At 68.6% G+C, this 16,161-nt stretch carries 17 protein-coding genes; 7 read left to right on the top strand and 10 right to left on the bottom strand.

Annotated elements, in window-relative coordinates:
* The first annotated feature begins 177 nt into the window (after nucleotides 1-177).
* The 5 genes from CUT39_RS12155 (at nucleotide 178) to CUT39_RS12135 (ending at nucleotide 4,964) form a co-directional block, all read left to right on the top strand.
* Entirely contained in the window at nucleotides 178-1,221 is a 1,044-nt protein-coding gene (locus tag CUT39_RS12155; protein WP_100446884.1) for a quaternary amine ABC transporter ATP-binding protein, read from the top strand.
* Nucleotides 1,218-2,117 carry an ABC transporter permease gene (locus tag CUT39_RS12150; RefSeq protein WP_100446882.1) on the top strand — a complete coding sequence of 300 codons (900 nt, stop codon included), beginning with the start codon at nucleotides 1,218-1,220 and terminating at the stop codon, nucleotides 2,115-2,117. Before CUT39_RS12155 ends, CUT39_RS12150 begins: the two co-directional genes overlap by 4 nt.
* Nucleotides 2,118-2,158: 41 nt before the next feature.
* Complete coding sequence (locus tag CUT39_RS12145; protein ID WP_100446880.1) at nucleotides 2,159-3,097, top strand: glycine betaine ABC transporter substrate-binding protein; 939 nt, start codon at nucleotides 2,159-2,161, stop codon at nucleotides 3,095-3,097.
* 130 nt (nucleotides 3,098-3,227) lie between these two features.
* On the top strand, nucleotides 3,228-3,596 hold the full coding sequence (locus CUT39_RS12140; protein ID WP_100446878.1) for a PadR family transcriptional regulator: 369 nt from the start codon (nucleotides 3,228-3,230) through the stop codon (nucleotides 3,594-3,596).
* Nucleotides 3,597-3,599: 3 nt separating this feature from the next.
* Entirely contained in the window at nucleotides 3,600-4,964 is a 1,365-nt protein-coding gene (locus tag CUT39_RS12135; RefSeq protein WP_100446876.1) for a permease prefix domain 1-containing protein, read from the top strand.
* Here the strand turns inward: CUT39_RS12135 and CUT39_RS12130 are convergent.
* The 10 genes from CUT39_RS12130 to CUT39_RS20330 form a co-directional block, all read right to left on the bottom strand.
* Nucleotides 4,955-6,136 (bottom strand): class I SAM-dependent RNA methyltransferase, encoded by a 1,182-nt coding sequence (locus CUT39_RS12130; RefSeq protein ID WP_100446874.1) that lies wholly within the window; start codon nucleotides 6,134-6,136, stop codon nucleotides 4,955-4,957. The genes CUT39_RS12135 and CUT39_RS12130 overlap by 10 nt on opposite strands.
* Before the next feature lie 100 nt (nucleotides 6,137-6,236).
* Nucleotides 6,237-7,823 carry a BCCT family transporter gene (locus CUT39_RS12125; protein ID WP_157930641.1) on the bottom strand — a complete coding sequence of 529 codons (1,587 nt, stop codon included), beginning with the start codon at nucleotides 7,821-7,823 and terminating at the stop codon, nucleotides 6,237-6,239.
* A gap of 154 nt (nucleotides 7,824-7,977) precedes the next feature.
* Nucleotides 7,978-9,969 (bottom strand): APC family permease, encoded by a 1,992-nt coding sequence (locus CUT39_RS12120; protein ID WP_100446870.1) that lies wholly within the window; start codon nucleotides 9,967-9,969, stop codon nucleotides 7,978-7,980.
* 117 nt (nucleotides 9,970-10,086) lie between these two features.
* On the bottom strand, nucleotides 10,087-11,034 hold the full coding sequence (gene hemC, locus CUT39_RS12115; protein WP_100446868.1) for a hydroxymethylbilane synthase: 948 nt from the start codon (nucleotides 11,032-11,034) through the stop codon (nucleotides 10,087-10,089).
* A gap of 4 nt (nucleotides 11,035-11,038) precedes the next feature.
* Nucleotides 11,039-11,614, bottom strand: coding sequence for an O-methyltransferase (locus CUT39_RS12110; RefSeq protein ID WP_100446866.1), 576 nt, complete (start codon nucleotides 11,612-11,614; stop codon nucleotides 11,039-11,041).
* A complete protein-coding gene (locus CUT39_RS12105; protein WP_269799161.1) occupies nucleotides 11,614-12,582 on the bottom strand; it encodes a hypothetical protein in 969 nt (322 codons plus the stop codon). Before CUT39_RS12105 ends, CUT39_RS12110 begins: the two co-directional genes overlap by 1 nt.
* A 154-nt stretch (nucleotides 12,583-12,736) precedes the next feature.
* Nucleotides 12,737-13,030 (bottom strand): hypothetical protein, encoded by a 294-nt coding sequence (locus CUT39_RS12100; protein WP_100446862.1) that lies wholly within the window; start codon nucleotides 13,028-13,030, stop codon nucleotides 12,737-12,739.
* Entirely contained in the window at nucleotides 13,024-13,581 is a 558-nt protein-coding gene (locus tag CUT39_RS12095) for a hypothetical protein (RefSeq protein ID WP_157930640.1), read from the bottom strand. The genes CUT39_RS12100 and CUT39_RS12095 overlap by 7 nt, the downstream gene beginning before the upstream one ends.
* A complete protein-coding gene (locus tag CUT39_RS12090) occupies nucleotides 13,578-13,853 on the bottom strand; it encodes a hypothetical protein (protein WP_100446858.1) in 276 nt (91 codons plus the stop codon). Before CUT39_RS12090 ends, CUT39_RS12095 begins: the two co-directional genes overlap by 4 nt.
* Nucleotides 13,850-14,221 carry a hypothetical protein gene (locus CUT39_RS20330; RefSeq protein ID WP_157930639.1) on the bottom strand — a complete coding sequence of 124 codons (372 nt, stop codon included), beginning with the start codon at nucleotides 14,219-14,221 and terminating at the stop codon, nucleotides 13,850-13,852. Before CUT39_RS20330 ends, CUT39_RS12090 begins: the two co-directional genes overlap by 4 nt.
* Before the next feature lie 459 nt (nucleotides 14,222-14,680).
* On the opposite strand from CUT39_RS20330, the gene CUT39_RS12085 reads away from it, so the two are divergent.
* A complete protein-coding gene (locus CUT39_RS12085) occupies nucleotides 14,681-15,538 on the top strand; it encodes a helix-turn-helix domain-containing protein (protein ID WP_100446856.1) in 858 nt (285 codons plus the stop codon).
* Nucleotides 15,535-16,035: a DUF397 domain-containing protein gene (locus tag CUT39_RS12080; protein ID WP_100446854.1), complete on the top strand. Its 501-nt coding sequence runs from the start codon at nucleotides 15,535-15,537 to the stop codon at nucleotides 16,033-16,035. Before CUT39_RS12085 ends, CUT39_RS12080 begins: the two co-directional genes overlap by 4 nt.
* The last annotated feature ends 126 nt before the right edge of the window (nucleotides 16,036-16,161 follow it).

Here is a 16,161-nt window from a genome sequence, read left to right as displayed (position 1 = left end):
AGGATTGCAGACAATCAGATGAATGACCGGTAGAGATTCACCAACCGTGCTCTGCCCAGCCGGAACAATCGGGCGACACGGGCCGTGTCTTGTTTCTCACGGCCCGCGCACGTGCTGATCGTCCTGCAGTACGACTAGGGTTGGCAGTGGTTGCCGACCGTCAACCGGAAGGAAACGATGTCTGCCCTCTCAGTGGAATCTCTCTATAAGGTCTTCGGAAAAGGAGCGCACCAGGCCGTCGACGATCTGAAGGCCGGCGTCCCCCGCGAAGAGCTCCCCAATCGAGTGACCGCCGCGGTCATCGACCACAACTGGGAGATCGCCACCGGTGAGACGTTCGTGGTCATGGGTCTGTCCGGCTCGGGCAAATCGACCCTCATCCGGATGCTCAACGGCCTCATCGAGCCCACCGCCGGCTCGATCTGGATCGACGGCGTCGATCTCCGGTCCCTGTCGAAGAAGGGCGTCCGCGAGCTGCGCCGCGACAAGGTGAGCATGGTGTTCCAGCACTTCGCCCTCCTCCCGCACCGCAACGTGCTCGAGAACGTCGCATTCGGGCTGGAGATCAGGAAGCTCCCCGGCGACGAGCGCATGGACCGTGCCAGGGAGGCGGTCGAGATGGTCGGGCTTGGCGACGAGCAGGACAAACTGCCCGCGCAGCTCTCCGGCGGCATGCGGCAGCGCGTCGGCCTGGCCCGCGCCTTGGCCGCCGATACCGAGTTCCTGCTCATGGACGAGGCCTTCAGCGCCCTCGACCCGCTCATCCGCCAAGAGATGCAGGATCAGCTCCTCGAGCTCCAGGCGAAGCTCGCCAAGACCATCGTGTTCATCACCCACGACCTCAACGAGGCCATGAAGATCGGCGACCGGATCGCGATCTGCGACGGCGTGGTGAAGCAGTTGGGCACCGCCGAGGAGATCCTCAAGCACCCGGCCGACGACTACGTCGCCGACTTCATCGCCGACGTCGACCGGTCCCGGGTGCTCACCGCCGAGGCGGTCATGGAGCCGGTCGGCTCCGACACCGAGACCCGCGGGCTCGAGACCGTCGAGTCCGGCGTGACCGTCAACGACCTGTACGGCACGGTCGTCGCCTCCGACCAGCCGCTGCTGGTCGTCAACGAGTGGAACGAGCCGCTCGGCGTGGTCACGCCCCGCGCCATCATCAAGTCCCTCGCCCCCGAGACCGCCTCAGATGCCCAGGAGCCCCAGCGAGCATGATTCAATACCTGCGCGACTGGTTCTGGACCTATGTCTGGAACCCCCTGCCCGACATGCCCCTCGGCGAATGGGTCGACGAGGGCGTCCGGTGGCTCCGGTCCGAGTGGACGGCCCTGTTCGACGGGACCGAGGCGTTCCTCGGGTCCATGAACGACGGCCTCCTCGAGGCACTGCTGTGGATGCCCTCGGGCGTCATGATCGTGCTGTTCGCGGCCATCGCGTTCCTGGCGCGGGGCTGGAAGCTCGCCCTGGTGATCGGCGGCGGGATGTTCATCGCCGGCTGGTCCCCGTACTGGGAGGAGACCATGGAGACCCTCGCCATGGTGGTCGTCGCCGCGTCCCTGGCCACGCTGCTGGCCATCCCGATCGGCATCATCGCCTCGGAGTTCCGCGCCGCCTCCACCGTGGTCCGGCCGATCCTCGACTTCATGCAGACGCTTCCGGCGTTCGTTTACCTGCTGCCGGTGGTCATGTTCTACGGCATCGGCCCCGTTCCCGGCATGATCGCCACCATCGTCTTCTCCATGCCGCCCGGCGTGCGGCTCACCGAACTCGGCCTCCGCCAGGTCGACCACGAGGTCGTCGAGGCCGGGCAGGCCTTCGGCGCCTCGCCGACGCGGATCCTGGCCCGCATCAAACTGCCGCTGGCCCTGCCCACGATCGTGGCCGGGCTCAACCAGGTCATCATGCTGGCGCTGTCGATGGTCGTCATCGCCGGAATGGTCGGCGGCGGCGGGCTCGGCGGCGTCATCGTCTCCTCACTCGGACGGGTCGACATCGCCATGGGCGTCAACGCCGGCATCTCGGTGGTCTTCCTGGCGGTCTTCCTCGACCGCATCATGCACGGGCTGGCCGACCGGACCCCGGTCGCACGCGCGGCCGCAATTACCAAGTAACACGGAACAACCGCACACCCAAGGGAAAGGAACCACGACACATGCGTCGAACATTCATCAAGGGTGCCGTCGCCGCGAGCGCGGCCGCCGCGCTCGGTATCGGGCTGTCCGCCTGCAGCGTCGAGAGCGAGGACGGCGACAGCGGCGACAACGGGGGCAACGGCGACACCGGCACCGACTTCGGCCTTCCTGAAGGCGAAGGCGACATCACGATCGGCCTGATCCCGGGCTGGGACGAGGGCGTGGTCGCCACCGAGCTGTGGAACCAGGCGCTCACCGCGTCCGGCTACGACGTCACCGTCGAGGAGATCGGCGAGGCGGGCGTGCTCTACGAGGGCGTCGCCTCCGGCGACGTCGACCTCTTCCTCGACGCCTGGCTGCCGGTCACGCACGCCACCTACATGGACGAGTACGGCGACCAGCTCGAGCAGATCGGCACCTGGAACGAGAACGCCGCGCTGACGGTGGCCGTCCCGTCCTACGTCGACGAGGTCGACTCGCTCACCGAGCTGAACGACAACGCCGACCTGTTCGGCGGCCAGATCGTCGGCATCGAGCCGAGCGCGGGCCTGACCGAGGCCGTGCAGGACAACTCCATGCCCACCTACGGCATGGACGACCTGGAACTGCAGACCTCCTCGACCGCGACCATGCTCGCCGAGCTGGACTCGGCGATCGCCGCCGAGGAGCCGATCGTCGTCACCCTGTGGCAGCCGCACTGGGCCTACGCCGAGTACGACCTGAAGAACCTCGAGGACCCCGAGGGCACGCTGGGCGACGTCGAGACGATCAACACCGTGGCGCGCCCGGGCTTCTCGGAGGAGCACTCCGACATCGCCGACGCGATGGGCTCGTTCGCGCTGAGCGACGAGCAGCTCGCCGGGCTGGAGAACACGGTCTTCACCGAGCACGACGGCGACGTCGAGGCCGGTGTCAGCGCATGGCTCGAGGAGAACCCCTTCTCGGACCTGATCTCCTAAAGGAGACGCTCCAAGGGAGGGGCCGGGCTTCGCCCGGCCCCTCCCTTCGTCGTGCGGGCGCACCGCGGCTTGACGCGCTCTTAACCCTAGAGCTACTATGCATCGCAGTTCTAGGGTTAGGAGCGTGCGCATGCACATCGCCAAGGATCTGGTCGCCGCCTCGGCCGCACCGCTGGTGCTCGGCATCCTCGCCGAGGAGGAAAGCTACGGGTACGCCATCCTCAAGCAGGTCGGCGAGCGGTCCGGCGGACGCCTGGAGTGGACCGAAGGCCTGCTCTACCCCCTGCTGCACCGCCTCGAACGGCTCGGCCACATCGAGTCCCACTGGCGCAGCCCCGGCGGCGGCCGGCGGCGCAAGTACTACCGCATCACCGACCGGGGCCGCGCCGAACTGGTCGAACAGCGCCGCCAATGGGACGCGGTCGTCGAAGCCCTCCAGGGCGTCTGGACCGCCTCGCGGTCGCTCGACCCCACCGTCCGCCCGGCGCTGGAGGGCTGATCCGTGACCACCGACGCCGACACCGATCTGGAATCCCAGATCGCCCGGTGGCGCTCCTACACGCTGCGCCGCCGGGCCATGCGCGACTCCGACGCCGACGAGCTCGAGGACCACCTGCGCGGCCGGATCACCGACCTGACCGAGGCCGGCCTGCGCTCCGACGAAGCCTTCCTCATCGCCGTCAAACGCATGGGCCGCCTCGACGAGATCTCCCGCGAGTTCGCCCGCGAACACTCCGACCGGCTGTGGAAGCAACTGGTGCTGGCCCCCGAACCGGACGGCGCGGCCGCCGGCCGACGGCACGACCTGGCGGCCATGCTCGTCTTCGCCGCCCTCGCGGCGATCGCGGTCAAGGCCCCCGCGGCGTTCGGGCTCGGCCTCGGCGGCGAGGCGGGCTTCTACGCGCGCAACCTCGGCCCGCTGACCCTGACGCCCCTGGCGGCCTACTTCGCCTGGCGCCGCCGCACCGGTCCGCGCACCCTCGCGGTCATGGCGGCGCTGGTCGCCCTCGCGGCCGTCGGTGCCAACGCCTACCCGCTGGCCGCGGACTCCCAGAGCATCGTGCTGACCTCCATCCACCTGCCGATCGCGCTCTGGTTCGTCGTCGGTGCGGCCTACGTCGGCGGCGAGTGGCGGTCCGGGCGCCGCCGGATGGACTTCATCCGCTTCACCGGGGAGTGGTTCATCTACCTGGTCCTGATCGGGCTCGGAGGCGGCGTGCTCACCCTGTTCACCGTGGGCACCTTCGGCGCCATCGGCCTCGACGCCGAGCCGTTCGTCGAATCCTGGCTGCTGCCGTGCGGGGCCGCGGCCGCCGTCGTGGTCGCCGCCTGGCTGGTCGAGGCCAAACAGAGCGTCGTCGAGAACATGGCGCCGGTGCTCACCCGCGTGTTCACCCCGCTGTTCACGGCCGCGCTCCTGGCGGTCCTGGCCGCCATCGCCCTGACCGGCAGCCTCATCGACGTCGAACGCGACGCGCTGATCCTGTTCAACCTGCTGCTGGTGGTCGTCCTCGGCCTGCTGCTGTACTCGGTCTCGGCCCGCGACCCCGAAGCGCGGCCCGGCGGTTTCGACCGGCTCCAGCTCGGGCTGGTCGTGAGCGCGCTGCTCATCGACCTGCTGGTGCTGCTGGCCGTCGCCGGCCGCATCGGCGAGTGGGGCTTCAGCCCGAACAAGACCGCCGCCCTCGGCGAGAACATCGTCCTCTTCGCCAATCTCGCCGGGACGGCGTGGCTGCTGCTCTCCTTCGTCCGGAACCGGTCGCCCTTCTCGCGCCTGGAGCGCTGGCAGACCGGATACGTCGGCGTCTACGCGGCCTGGGTGTGGGCGGTGGTCCTGGTGTTCCCACCGCTGTTCGCCTACGCCTGAACCGGCTCGAACAGCGCGATCGTCTCGAAATGCTGCGTCATCGGGAACGCGTCGAACGCGCGCATGCGGGCCGGGGACCAGCCGTGCTCGGCGAAGGCCTTCACGTCGCGGGCCAGCGCGCCGGCGTCGCAGGAGACGTAGCAGATCGCCCGTGGACCGGCCGCGGTCATCGCGGCCACCACCTCGGGCCCGGCGCCGTGCCGCGGCGGGTCGAGCACGACGATGTCGGTCCGGCCCAGGGCGGGGAGCGTCTCGGCCACCTCGCCGCCGAGGGCACCGGCGTTCGGGAGGTCCGCGAGGTTGGCGGCCGTGCGCGGGGCCGCCGCGTTCTCGACGGCGACGACGCGGCCGTTCGGGCCGACCGCTTCGGACAGTCCGGCGGCGAACAGGCCGGCGCCGGCGTACAGGTCCCAGGCGGCCTCGCCCTCGCGCGGGGCCAGGAACTCCAGCACGCAGTCGAGGAAGGTCTCGGCGGCGAGCGGGTGGACCTGCCAGAAGCCGTCGAAGCCGAGCTCGAACTCGAACCGGCCGACCCGCTGGTGGATCGTGGCGGGGCCGCTCTTGTGATGGGGCCGGGAGGTGCGGCGCAACTGGGTGTAGACGGTGAGGCGGTCCTCGTCGGAGTCGACCACGCCCACCGCGCCCAGGCCCTTCCAGTTCCGTGCGAGGATGCGCGCCTCGCGGATGGGTTCGGAGGCGATCGCGCACTCATCGATGTGGATGACGCGGTGGGATTTGTGCTCGCGGAGCCCGGCCCGGCCGTCGCGGTCGACCGCGTACTGCATCCGGGTGCGCCAGCCGAGGGCGCCTTCCTTCCAGGGCAGTTCTTCGACCTCGACGCCTTCGAGAGCGGAAGGCTCGAGGCCGCCGATGCGGGTGAGCTGGTCGGCCAGGACGCGGGTCTTGAGGCGGCGCTGGGCCTCGGGGGCGGCGTGCTGGAAGTCGCAGCCGCCGCACTTGCCGGGTCCGGCCCACGGGCAGGGCGCCTCGACGCGGTCGGGCGAGGGTTCGAGGATCTCCACCGCGTCGGCGAAGGCGAAGCGCTTCTTGCGCTGGGTGACCTCGATGCGCACTCGCTCGCCGGGCAGTGCGTGGCGCACGAAGTACACCTCGCCGTCGGCCCGGGCCACGCAGTGGCCGCCCGCGGCGACGTCGTCGATCGTGACGATCATGAGTTCGCTTCCCCCACCTTTCCCATCTCGGAGAGGCTACCCGCGGTCGGGTGGCGGTGGGGTGGCCGGGCACCGCCTCGGCGGTGCCCGGCGGGTCGTGCTACTGCTTCGCTTCGGCCTTCTTGGGGGTGCGGCGAAGTCGCACCGTGGGGTCGGCGCTCAGGGCCTTCACGGTCGCCACGCAGATGGCGATCATGATGATCGAGAACGGCAGCGCCGTGACGATCGAGACCGTCTGGAGTGCGCCGATGCCGCCGACGATCAGCAGGGTGATGGCCACGGCGCCCTCGGCGCTCGCCCAGAACACGCGGGTCGGCTTGGGCGGCTCGAGGTTGCCGCCCGAGGACAGCGTGTCGATCACCAGCGAACCGGAGTCCGAGGAGGTGACGAAGAAGGTCACGACCAGCAGCGTCGCCAGTCCCGCCAGCAGCGGGGTGACCGGCAGGCCCTCGAGCATGCTGAACAGGGCCGCGGCCTCGCTCAGGCCGAGGATGTCGGCGCCGCCCATCGCCTGGTGCAGCGCGGTGCCGCCCATGACGGCGAACCACACGAACGAGATGGCCGTCGGCACCAGCAGGACGCCGAGGCAGAACTCGCGCACGGTCCGGCCGCGCGAGATGCGGGCGATGAACACGCCCACGAAGGGCGCCCAGCTGATCCACCAGCCCCAGTAGAAGGCGGTCCAGGCCGCCTGGAAGCCGCCCGCGTTCGGGTAGCCGCTCTCGGCGGCCGGGTAGGCGCCGGCGTCGAGCGAGGTCTGGAGGATGTTCTGGAAGTAGTAGCCGATCGAGGTGAACAGCTCGCGGAGCTGGAACAGGGTCGGGCCGAAGACGAACACGAACACCAGGAGCACGGCGGCCAGCACCATGTTGATGTTCGACAGCCACTTGATGCCCTTCTTGACACCGGTGATGACCGACCAGATCGCGATGCCGGTGATCACCAGGATGGTGATGATCTGGGCCGCGTTCGTCTGGGTGGCGTCGGCGGGGGCGCCGACGATGTTGAGCGCCTCGAGGCCCGCGTTGATCTGCTGGGCGCCCAGGCCCAGCGAGGTCGCGACGCCGAACAGGGTGGCGACTACGGCGGTGACGTCGATGACGTCGCCGAGGACGCCGCGGACCCGCTCCCCCAGCAGGGGCTCGAGGGTCCAGCGCAGCGACAGCGGGCGGCCCCTGCGGTGCACCGCAAAGGCGAGGGCGAGGCCGACCACGATGTAGATGGCCCAGGCGTGGACGCCCCAGTGCATGAACGAGGCGTGCATGGCGTCGCGGGCGGCCGCTTCGGTCTCCGGGGAGGCGTAGGGGGGCGTCGCGTAGTGCGCCAGGGGTTCGGCCGCGCCCCAGAAGACGAGGCCGATGCCCATGCCGGCGCTGAAGAGCATCGCGAACCACGAGGTGCGGGAGAATTCGGGTTTGGAGTCGTCGGGTCCGAGCCGGATCCTCCCGAGCCGGGAGACGCCGATGCCGGCGGCGAACAGTACGAACGCGAACACGACGAAGATGTAGTACCACCCGAGGTTCTGGGTGATCCATTCGTTGACGTTGTTGAGGATGACCGAGAAGTCGGTCTGCTTCTCCTCACCCTCGGCGGGGTCCGGCGTCTGCCAGATGGTGCCTACGAGCACGAAGGCAAGGATGATCGCGGAGGCCGGGTAGAAGACCCGGGGGGCGATCGACTCGCGCACGCGGGCGATTATCGAAGGTCTATGTTCAGTATCGGTCGAGCTCATTCGTGTCCCCAATGGGTTGTTGCTGGGCACATGGGTGAGCCTCATGCTATATGCTTCCGACTCGGCCGGTGAGGCCCATCGGAATGCCAGGTCGTCGCCTTGAGGGCGCTCACCGGCGCACTCGCCGCAGCGGCGGCGGTTCCATGTTCTCGCCCAGGATCCACGGCACGATGCAGATCATCACGCCGGGCTCGTACCTGAGTTGGCGACGGATCGCCTTCGTAGTCTGATTGTGCAGCAGATTCGTCGACCAGGGGAAGTAGTTGCGCGAGAATCGCCGCCGCTGCCACCAGTGGCCGACGACGAACTCGGGCAGGTATACGGTCACCACGTCGCGCGGCGCGTCCCGCCGCAGCGCCTTGACGTAGTCGACGATCGGGCCGGTGATCTCCCGGTAGGGCGAGTCCACCACCGTCAGCGGGACGCCGATCTTGCGCCGCTCCCATTCGGCCAGCAGTGCCCGCGATGCCGCCGCGTCCACGTTGACCGTCAGCGCCGTGACGCTGTCGGGGCGCGTGGCCTTGGCGTAGGCCAGCATCCGCATCAGCGGCCGGTTCACGCTCGATGCCAGCACGATCGCGTGGTTGCGCGAGGGCAGACGCGGCTTGCCCGGTGGCAGTTCGGTCTCGGAGGCCACGGCCGTGTAGTGCCGCGAGACGTACCACATGAGCGCGTAGCCCAGGCCGATGATGACCACCGCGATCCAGCCGCCGCGCCGGTAGTCGGTGACCGCGACGATTCCGAGCACGGCCGCGCACATCAGCGCGGCCGCCGACGCCGTGCGCCTGGCGCGGCGTGCCCGGCCGCGCCGGGAGGGATCGCGCTCGACTGCGAGCACGCGCCCCCAGTGCCGCATCATCGCCGCGTGCCCCAGGACCATCGACAGGAACACGCCCACGATGTACAGGCCGATGAGCCGGAAGGTCACCCCGCCGAAGGCCACCACCAGCACGGCCGCGGAGACGGCCAGGATGATGATCCCGTTGGAGTAGACCAGGCGGTCGCCGCGCTTGTGCAACTGGCGCGGCAGCAGCGAGTCCTGCGCGAAGACGGTGGCGAGCTGCGGAAAGCCCACGAACGCGGTGTTCGCCGCCAGGGTGAGCACGCCGGCGGTGGCGAGCATGATCGGCCACATCAGCACCGCCACCGAGTCGAACACGGCCCCGGCCAACTGCCCGACCAGCGGGATCTGCACGTAGTCCTCGGGAATCCCGGCCAACTGCCGGCTCGGGTCGGAGCTGGCCTGGGCGCCGACCAGGTAGGCCAGCATGATGATGCCGACGAAGAGCGCCACGGTCACGGCGCCGACCACGGTGATCGCCGCCGCGGCGTTGCGGCCGCGCGGCGGGCGGAAGAACCGCACCCGGGTCGTGAACGTCTCGACCCCGGTCACCGCCACCGACCCGGCGGCGAAGGCGCGGGCGCACAGCAGGAACAGGGCGGCCCCGGTCCACTCGGCGGCCTCGCCGACCGAGCTGAAGTCGGCCGAGAGCGGGTGCAGCTCGTCGCCGGCGGCGATCCGGAACAGGCCCACCAGCACCACCGCGGTCATGCACAGGACGAACAGGAGCGCGACCCCGGCCGCGATGCGGCCGGGGATGCGTCCGCCGCGCAGGTTGAAAGCCGTCAGCAGCACGATGACCAGCACGCACACCCACTCGCGCCATTCGCGCAGGCCCGGCAGCACCACCGCCAGGTTCGTCACCGCCGCGGCCACCGACACCGCCACGGTGAGGATGTAGTCCAGCAGCAGCGCCGCGGCGGCCAGCATGCCCGCGCGCTGCCCGAAGTTCGCCGTCACCACCCGGTAGTCGCCGCCCCCGCCCGGGTAGGCCTGGACGGTGTACCGGTAGGAGGCGATGACGGTCAGCATCACGACCGCGACGGCCAGACCGGTCCACACCGAGTAGGCGTAGGCGGCGGTGCCCGCGGCGGCCATGATGAGGAAGACCTGTTCGGGCGCGTAGGCCAGCGAGGAGATGGGGTTGACCGCGAGCAGGGGGATGGCGTAGCGCTTGGACAGCTCGAGGGCGCGCTGCCGCTCGCTGGTGAACGGCTCACCGACGAGCAGCCGTTTGAAGACGGACAAGGAGCGGGTCACGGCCGTAGCGTAGCGCTCCAACCCGCGCCGGGCGGCCGGGTCCGGCCATCACCGACCCGGCCGACGGGCTGTGCCCGGACTTGACCGGGTCCTACCGGCCCCTCGGGGACCGATTGTCTACTGCTCGGCCTCCTGAATGATCTCTCGCCCGCCCTGCCTGGCGATCGCCAGTCCTACGGCGATGCCGAGGTCGGTCGGGTCGAGCGCTCCGGCCGTCTCGGAGGCGGTGAGGACCTGCTTGCCGTCGAGCGAGTAGACCTCACCTCGCAGGGTCAGCTCTCCGTCGACGTGCGCGGCGTATCCGGCTATCGGTGAGTTGCAATGGCCTTGGAGGACGTGGAGGAACATGCGTTCGGCGGCCGCCTCGCGCCAGGTCTGCGGGTCGCCCAGGGGCGCCAGCGCCTCCAGCGTGGCCGGGTCGTCCTCGCGGCATTGGAGGGCGAGGATGCCGGCGCCGACCGGCGGGAGGAGCACCTCGGGCTCGAAGATCTCTGCGGCGACATCGGTCCGGCCTATGCGTTCGAGCCCGGAGACGGCGAGGATCGCCGCGTCGACCTCCCCGGCGTAGAGCTTCTCCAGGCGGCGGTTGGCGTTGCCACGGAACAGCCTGAATTCGAGGTCGGGCCGGATCGCGGCGAGTTGGGCTCGGCGTCGCACCGACGAGGTCCCGATCCTGGCCCCGGCGGGCAGTTCGGTGAGCGTCAGCCCTTCGGGGTGGATGAGGCAGTCGCGGACGTCGTCTCGTTCGAGGTAGGCAGCGATGGTCATGCCTTCGGGGAGCGGCCGTTCACCGGGCATGTCCTTGAGGCAGTGGACCGCCACGTCGGCGGCCCCGGCCGCCAGGACCGCGTCGACTTCCTTGACGAAGTGCGCTTTGCCGCCGAGGTCGGTCAGGCTCCCGGTCCATTTGTCCGCCGTGGTGGTGATCGGCACGACCTCGACGCCGAGGCCGGAATCGGAATCGGAATCGGAATCGGAATCGGCCAGGAGGGTGCGGACCCGCTCGACCTGGGCGAGCGCCATCGGGGACGAGCGGGTCACGATCCGCAGCACGTTCGACGTCATCGTCCTACGGTAGCTTCGCGGCGATCAGGAGCCCGGAGGCCCACTCGATCGGGACGGCCGCCATGTCGGTGCGGGGCCAGGAGCCGAAGAACTCGCCGATGCGCCTCTCGTGGCCGTCGGGCCAGGTCGGTTGCGGCAGGAGGTCGTCTACCACGTAGAGGCCGCCGGGCGCGAGCAACTCGACGACGCGGTCGAGTTGGGCGAATTTGCCCGCCCGCCAGTCGACGAAGGCCAGATCGATCGGTATGCCGTCGTAGCGCTCCAGCCAGGCGTGTGCGTCGGCCTCGACGATCTGCACTCGTTCGTCTCCGCCGAGCTGACTCCGGGCGATAGCAACGTTGGAGCGGTCGATCTCGACCGTGGTCAGCCGGGCTTCGTCGTCCATGCCCGAGAGCAGCCATGCGGCTCCGGCACCGAACCCGGTGCCGATCTCGACGAGGTTGCCGCCGGGCTTTGAAGCGGCCAGGACCGCTAGGAGCGACCCGACTCGCCGGTCGCAGCTCATCGCGAACCCAAGAGTCTCGCTGAGATAGCCGATCTGCTCCAGAACGGCCGGTTGGGTGAACGGCTCGGCGCGCATCAGTGGCCTTCCCTTTCACGGAGGGCGTCGGCAAGGACGTCGGCCGCATAGGTCAAGACGTGGTCGGCGCCCAGACGCAGGAACATGCGGTGATAATCCAGGACCGCCGAGGACGGGAGATGCCGGAGCGCGGCCCACTCGCCCGAAGTCGAGTAGGCGACGATCGGATTGAAGGTATACCCCGCCAACGCGGTCAGCCCATCGATATTGGTCAGGACCGGTTGGAGGGTGAGGCTGTCCGCGCCTTCGACGATCCATTCCTCGGCGCACTGGAGGACACCGGAGACCAATCGTCCCGAGCTGAGCTGGAGGCCCGCGCGGCGGCCGGTGCCGGGGTCGGTGTCCATGATCGTCTTGAACGGCTCGTACAGTTCGCCGTCGACCGCGATGTTGGGGCACACCGACACATCACGCCACCCTTCGGCATCGAGCGCGTCCCGCACTTGCCGGATCGAGCCGTCCAGCATGGCGGTAGGTGAGACCGCGTCGGCGCCCGCTTCGGCGTGGAGTAGGGCCATCTCACCCATGAGGGCATAGGTCGCCTCCAGGTCGATCAGGCCCCCGTCCTTGCGCAGGACGCATTCGCGGCTGGTCGTCCACGAGCACCCGCAGACCTCGGTGGTGACGGCCAGGTCGGGTGCGGCCGCCTTGATTTCGCCGATGGCCCTCGCCATGCGGTTGTCCGCCGCTGTGGCGCCGGTGGCGATGGCGTCGCGGTCGTGTCCGGTGACGAACACCTTCACCCCTCCGAGGCCGAGGCGGGCCAGGCGCCTCGCTTCTCCGGCGAGTCCGCCGAGGTCGATCTCACCGGGCAGCTCACCGGAGACCTCGCCGTTCGAGCGGACGAGCAGCGGCATGGACATCCGGCCAGGTTCGAGATGGTCATGGTCGTAGAGATGGCGGACGGCCCGGCGCGCTCGACCAGGGTTGACCCCTTCAGGGGAACGTCGGTTGGGAATGGTCTGCATCGATCTATCGGACATACGATGCCCTCCTCGGTGTTATCAATCGATCACAACAGGTCTTCTTGGGTATCGGTATCGGAGAACCGACAAGTTGCAGAAGCGGCCGCCGCCGGATCGGCTCCAGCAGGCCAGCGGGCCAATACAGCGGCGGCCCGGCTCAGGCGTCAGGGATGCGGGTCCCGCTCCGCAGCTCGGTCGCGATCCGTTGGGCCGGTTCGAGGATCAGGTCCCGGTCCCACTGACGGGGCAGTCCTTCCGCCCAGTCCGCTTTCGGGTCGCCGATGCGGAAATCGCACACCCGGTGGCACGCGGTTCGAGTCGCGCCCTCGTAGGCTGTGACTCGAAACCGACCCTCGCCCCCACGGATCGGCTGCGGCAGAACGAAGACGCTGAAGACGACCTCGATGTGCTTAATGAAGAAGTCATCGAGGAATTCCCGCTCGGTCAGCATCCGGGCGTCCTCTGTGTGAGGGCCGCGCGACGCGAGACCCGGACCGCGGTCCGGGCACGGTGCCGGTCCTCGCGGGTCCAGTTGGCCGGAAAGAAGAACCTCGGTCGCCGGTAGTGCAGGCCGGAGGCGAGGAACCGTTTTCGCGTCTCCATGGTCGGTGCGATTCGGCAGATGCTCACCGCACGGACCCGGTCGTCGGCATAGAGGCGGTACCGGCTACCGCCGGGCAGCTCGAACTCGCCGATCATGTGCCGTGTGACCGATATGGCGGCCACACCGAGGTAGAACGCTTCGGCGGCCCGCGTCAGCGCTTCGCCGTAGTCGCCGAGGCGGACCGCGAAGGGGTCCTCGAACGTGATGCGCGGCGCGCGGTGCGCGGTAGCACCGATGCCGGTGACCATGCCGACCATTCGTCGGCAGGCGGCGACTGTGTGGAGGCTGACTGCGCCGTCACCGAGGTGGGCAGTCAGCGCCAGGCGCAGTCCCCGTTCGGGGCCGGTGTCGACTGTCAGCGACGTGGTCGGGCACGTATCGTTGGTCGGTGCGCTCACGGCCGCTCCCCTGCCGGGCATACGAACACGCTCAGGTTGGCAAGCAGGTCGGCCAAACTCGCGTCGTCGAGCCAGCGGTCGGTCTCGCCGTCGTCGAAGAGGGCTGAGACCGCGCCGTCGAGGCCGATCAACGCCGGGCCGAGTTCGACCGATCCGTGCGCGGTGATGCCGATGCAGTACAGCTCGCTTGGAGCGGTCTGCCGCGCCAGGACCTCTCGCAGTCCGGTGCCGGCGACCTCGGTCATGTCGATGGTGATCGTGCGGCGGCTCAAGCGATCACCGCCTCCGCATCCGCCGGGTACGACGGCCCCCATCGGCCGACCGGCTCCGCCGATCGGGGTTGGAATGCCTCGGAGGGCAGGGCCGGGAGCACTTCTGTCGGAGTGACGTGCAGCGCCTCTGAGGGCGTGAACAGGTGGCCGCAGGCAAGGTCCCAGGTTCGCTCGTTTTCACCGGCGTGTTCGTCGTAGACGGCGAGCGCGGCACGACGGGCCGAGCAGCCGTCGCGGCCGCAGCGTTCGTTGCACCAGTCGCATCGCCAGAGCCGGAACAGGCCCGAACGCCGGGGCCGGTGGAGCGCGAGAATCGTCTTGGCCCGCGCTACTGCGGGCGCATAGAATGGATGAGCCAGGTAATGCATGAGAGACAGGTCCTTTCATGCTGCGCCGGAGGTAGTGCGGCCCGCCGAGATCATGTCGCCAAACATCAGGTCTCCCGGCGGGCCGCCGTCTATCTCATGGCGGCTGGTCAATGGCCTGTTGAGTTGTGAGGGCGCCCGCACTCCGCTGATCCCCTCGAACCCGGAGAGTGGGCGATCCGGGCGGCGATGGCCGAGCCCCAGTTTCCGGCTGCCGCCCATGAGCAGCGCCCGGACCTCTAACGCGCCGTGATTCGGACAGTGAAGGTCCCTGTCGGCAAACCCCTGCATGATCCGCGGCACAGGAGGAGTATGTCTTAGTTTCAGTATTGAGTCAAGTTTCTCACTAGAGAAACTATTCCGCTGATTGATACTCTGGCTGAAGCCGAGGGGTTGCTGCCGTCGTCGACCGCAGCCGATCCGTAGGATGGCTCGTGTGCGACCAGAGAGGTAGGAGCGAACGTGGCCGAGCCAACATGGCGCGCTCGATGGTTGGGCAAGACCGTCAAGGAGCTGAGGGATGAGAGCGGCTTGTCCGTCCAGGAGGTGGGCGAGTACCTCCGGCGGGTGAAGAGCGTCGTAAGCAAGTTTGAATCCGGTCAAAACCCGATTCCTGGTGACGATCTTCTGAAATTGCTGGACCTCTACGGGGTATCAGACATGACCCAACGCGCGGACATGCTCAGGCTCGCCAAGGACGTGACGCAGCGAGGCTGGTGGGACAACTACGAGCCGTACATCAATCGAAACTTCACGGACTACCTGTGGCTGGAGGACAACGCTCATACTGTCAACGTCCTCGCGTTGACGGCCCTCCCCGGATTGACGCAGACCAGGGAGTACATGACAGCACTCATCTCGCACGGCCCCGAGAGCGGCGACGATCTTCAGGTCCAGCGGACCGTCGAAGCCCGACTCATGCGCCACCAGGTGTTCACCGGCAAGGAGCCCAAGACCCTCCGTTTCCTGGTCCACGAGCCGGTTCTCTTCCAGCGGTTCGAGGAGGATCAGCTCATGCGTGACCAGTTCAGTCACCTCCTGGATATGATCGAGTGGCCGCACGTCGAGCTGCGCATCCTTCCGAAGGAGTGCTGGAAGCACATCGCTGCGGGCATCACGGTGGAGTTCACCCACTTCCAACTTCCAGAGCCGCTTCCCGAGGTCGTCTGCATCGACTCATCGGCGGTAACAAAGTTCCTCGAAGCCCCTGACGTAGACTCATTTACAGCGACTTTTGATGCGCTCTGGAACGAGGAAGCCCTTGACAAGGCCAGGACGGTCGAGTGCATCCGCGAGATATTGAAGGACGTGAAGAAATGACGATTCGTTCGCCGCTGGGCAGCGAGACCCCCACGACCAGCTTGGCTTGGCGGAAGCCGAGCCGCAGCTCGGGCAATGGCAGCAGCAACTGTGTCGAGGTCCGACTTCACGCCGGTTTGGTCGAGCTTCGCGACAGCAAGCTCGGAGAAGAGAGCCCGATCCTCAGCGCTTCGCTCCAGAGCTTCGAGGCGTTCGTGGAGACAGTCGTGGGGGAAGGCGTCCCGGCTCTGCGGACGGAACCCGCTCACGACGGACCGTCGCTGGTCCACCCGCTGAAGGGCTCGTTCGACGGCTCCGCGGCGCTGTGGGTGGGAACCGGCGGCGGAGCGGCGCTGGAGATCGGTTACGCCGACACCGGCCTGGTGGCCGTCCGCACAGCGGACGAACCCCGCGGCGACGTCCTCGTCTACACCCCTGCCGAGTGGAAGGCGTTCAGAGAATCGTCCATCGACGGCGAGTTCTCGATCGCTTCCCTGCGGGAGTTCGCCGCCGCCTGACCTCAATCCCCAAGCATCCAGCGGGTCGTCCAGAGTCCGAGCCGGTCGAGTTCAACGACGAGACCGTTCACGTGCTCAGGCGGGTGCATTCTCCCTCGACCCCGAGGTCCCCGTTTCCGACCCGAA

It is taken from the genome of Glycomyces xiaoerkulensis, from assembly GCF_002798405.1.
GTDB lineage: Bacteria > Actinomycetota > Actinomycetes > Mycobacteriales > Micromonosporaceae > Glycomyces > Glycomyces xiaoerkulensis.
The sequence above is the reverse complement of the archived record's forward strand: the minus strand, read 5'-3'. Positions and strand labels throughout refer to the sequence as shown.

Coding starts and splice junctions, on each gene's coding strand:
- CUT39_RS12110 (WP_100446866.1), bottom strand. CDS start 11,614: ATGCGCGCCGAGCCGTTCACCCAACCGGCCGTTCTGGAGCAGATCGGC.
- CUT39_RS12105 (WP_269799161.1), bottom strand. CDS start 12,582: ATGCAGACCATTCCCAACCGACGTTCCCCTGAAGGGGTCAACCCTGGT.
- CUT39_RS12130 (WP_100446874.1), bottom strand. CDS start 6,136: ATGATCGTCACGATCGACGACGTCGCCGCGGGCGGCCACTGCGTGGCC.
- CUT39_RS12145 (WP_100446880.1), top strand. CDS start 2,159: ATGCGTCGAACATTCATCAAGGGTGCCGTCGCCGCGAGCGCGGCCGCC.
- CUT39_RS12140 (WP_100446878.1), top strand. CDS start 3,228: ATGCACATCGCCAAGGATCTGGTCGCCGCCTCGGCCGCACCGCTGGTG.
- CUT39_RS12150 (WP_100446882.1), top strand. CDS start 1,218: ATGATTCAATACCTGCGCGACTGGTTCTGGACCTATGTCTGGAACCCC.
- CUT39_RS12155 (WP_100446884.1), top strand. CDS start 178: ATGTCTGCCCTCTCAGTGGAATCTCTCTATAAGGTCTTCGGAAAAGGA.
- hemC (WP_100446868.1), bottom strand. CDS start 11,034: ATGACGTCGAACGTGCTGCGGATCGTGACCCGCTCGTCCCCGATGGCG.
- CUT39_RS20330 (WP_157930639.1), bottom strand. CDS start 14,221: ATGCATTACCTGGCTCATCCATTCTATGCGCCCGCAGTAGCGCGGGCC.
- CUT39_RS12100 (WP_100446862.1), bottom strand. CDS start 13,030: ATGCTGACCGAGCGGGAATTCCTCGATGACTTCTTCATTAAGCACATC.
- CUT39_RS12080 (WP_100446854.1), top strand. CDS start 15,535: ATGACGATTCGTTCGCCGCTGGGCAGCGAGACCCCCACGACCAGCTTG.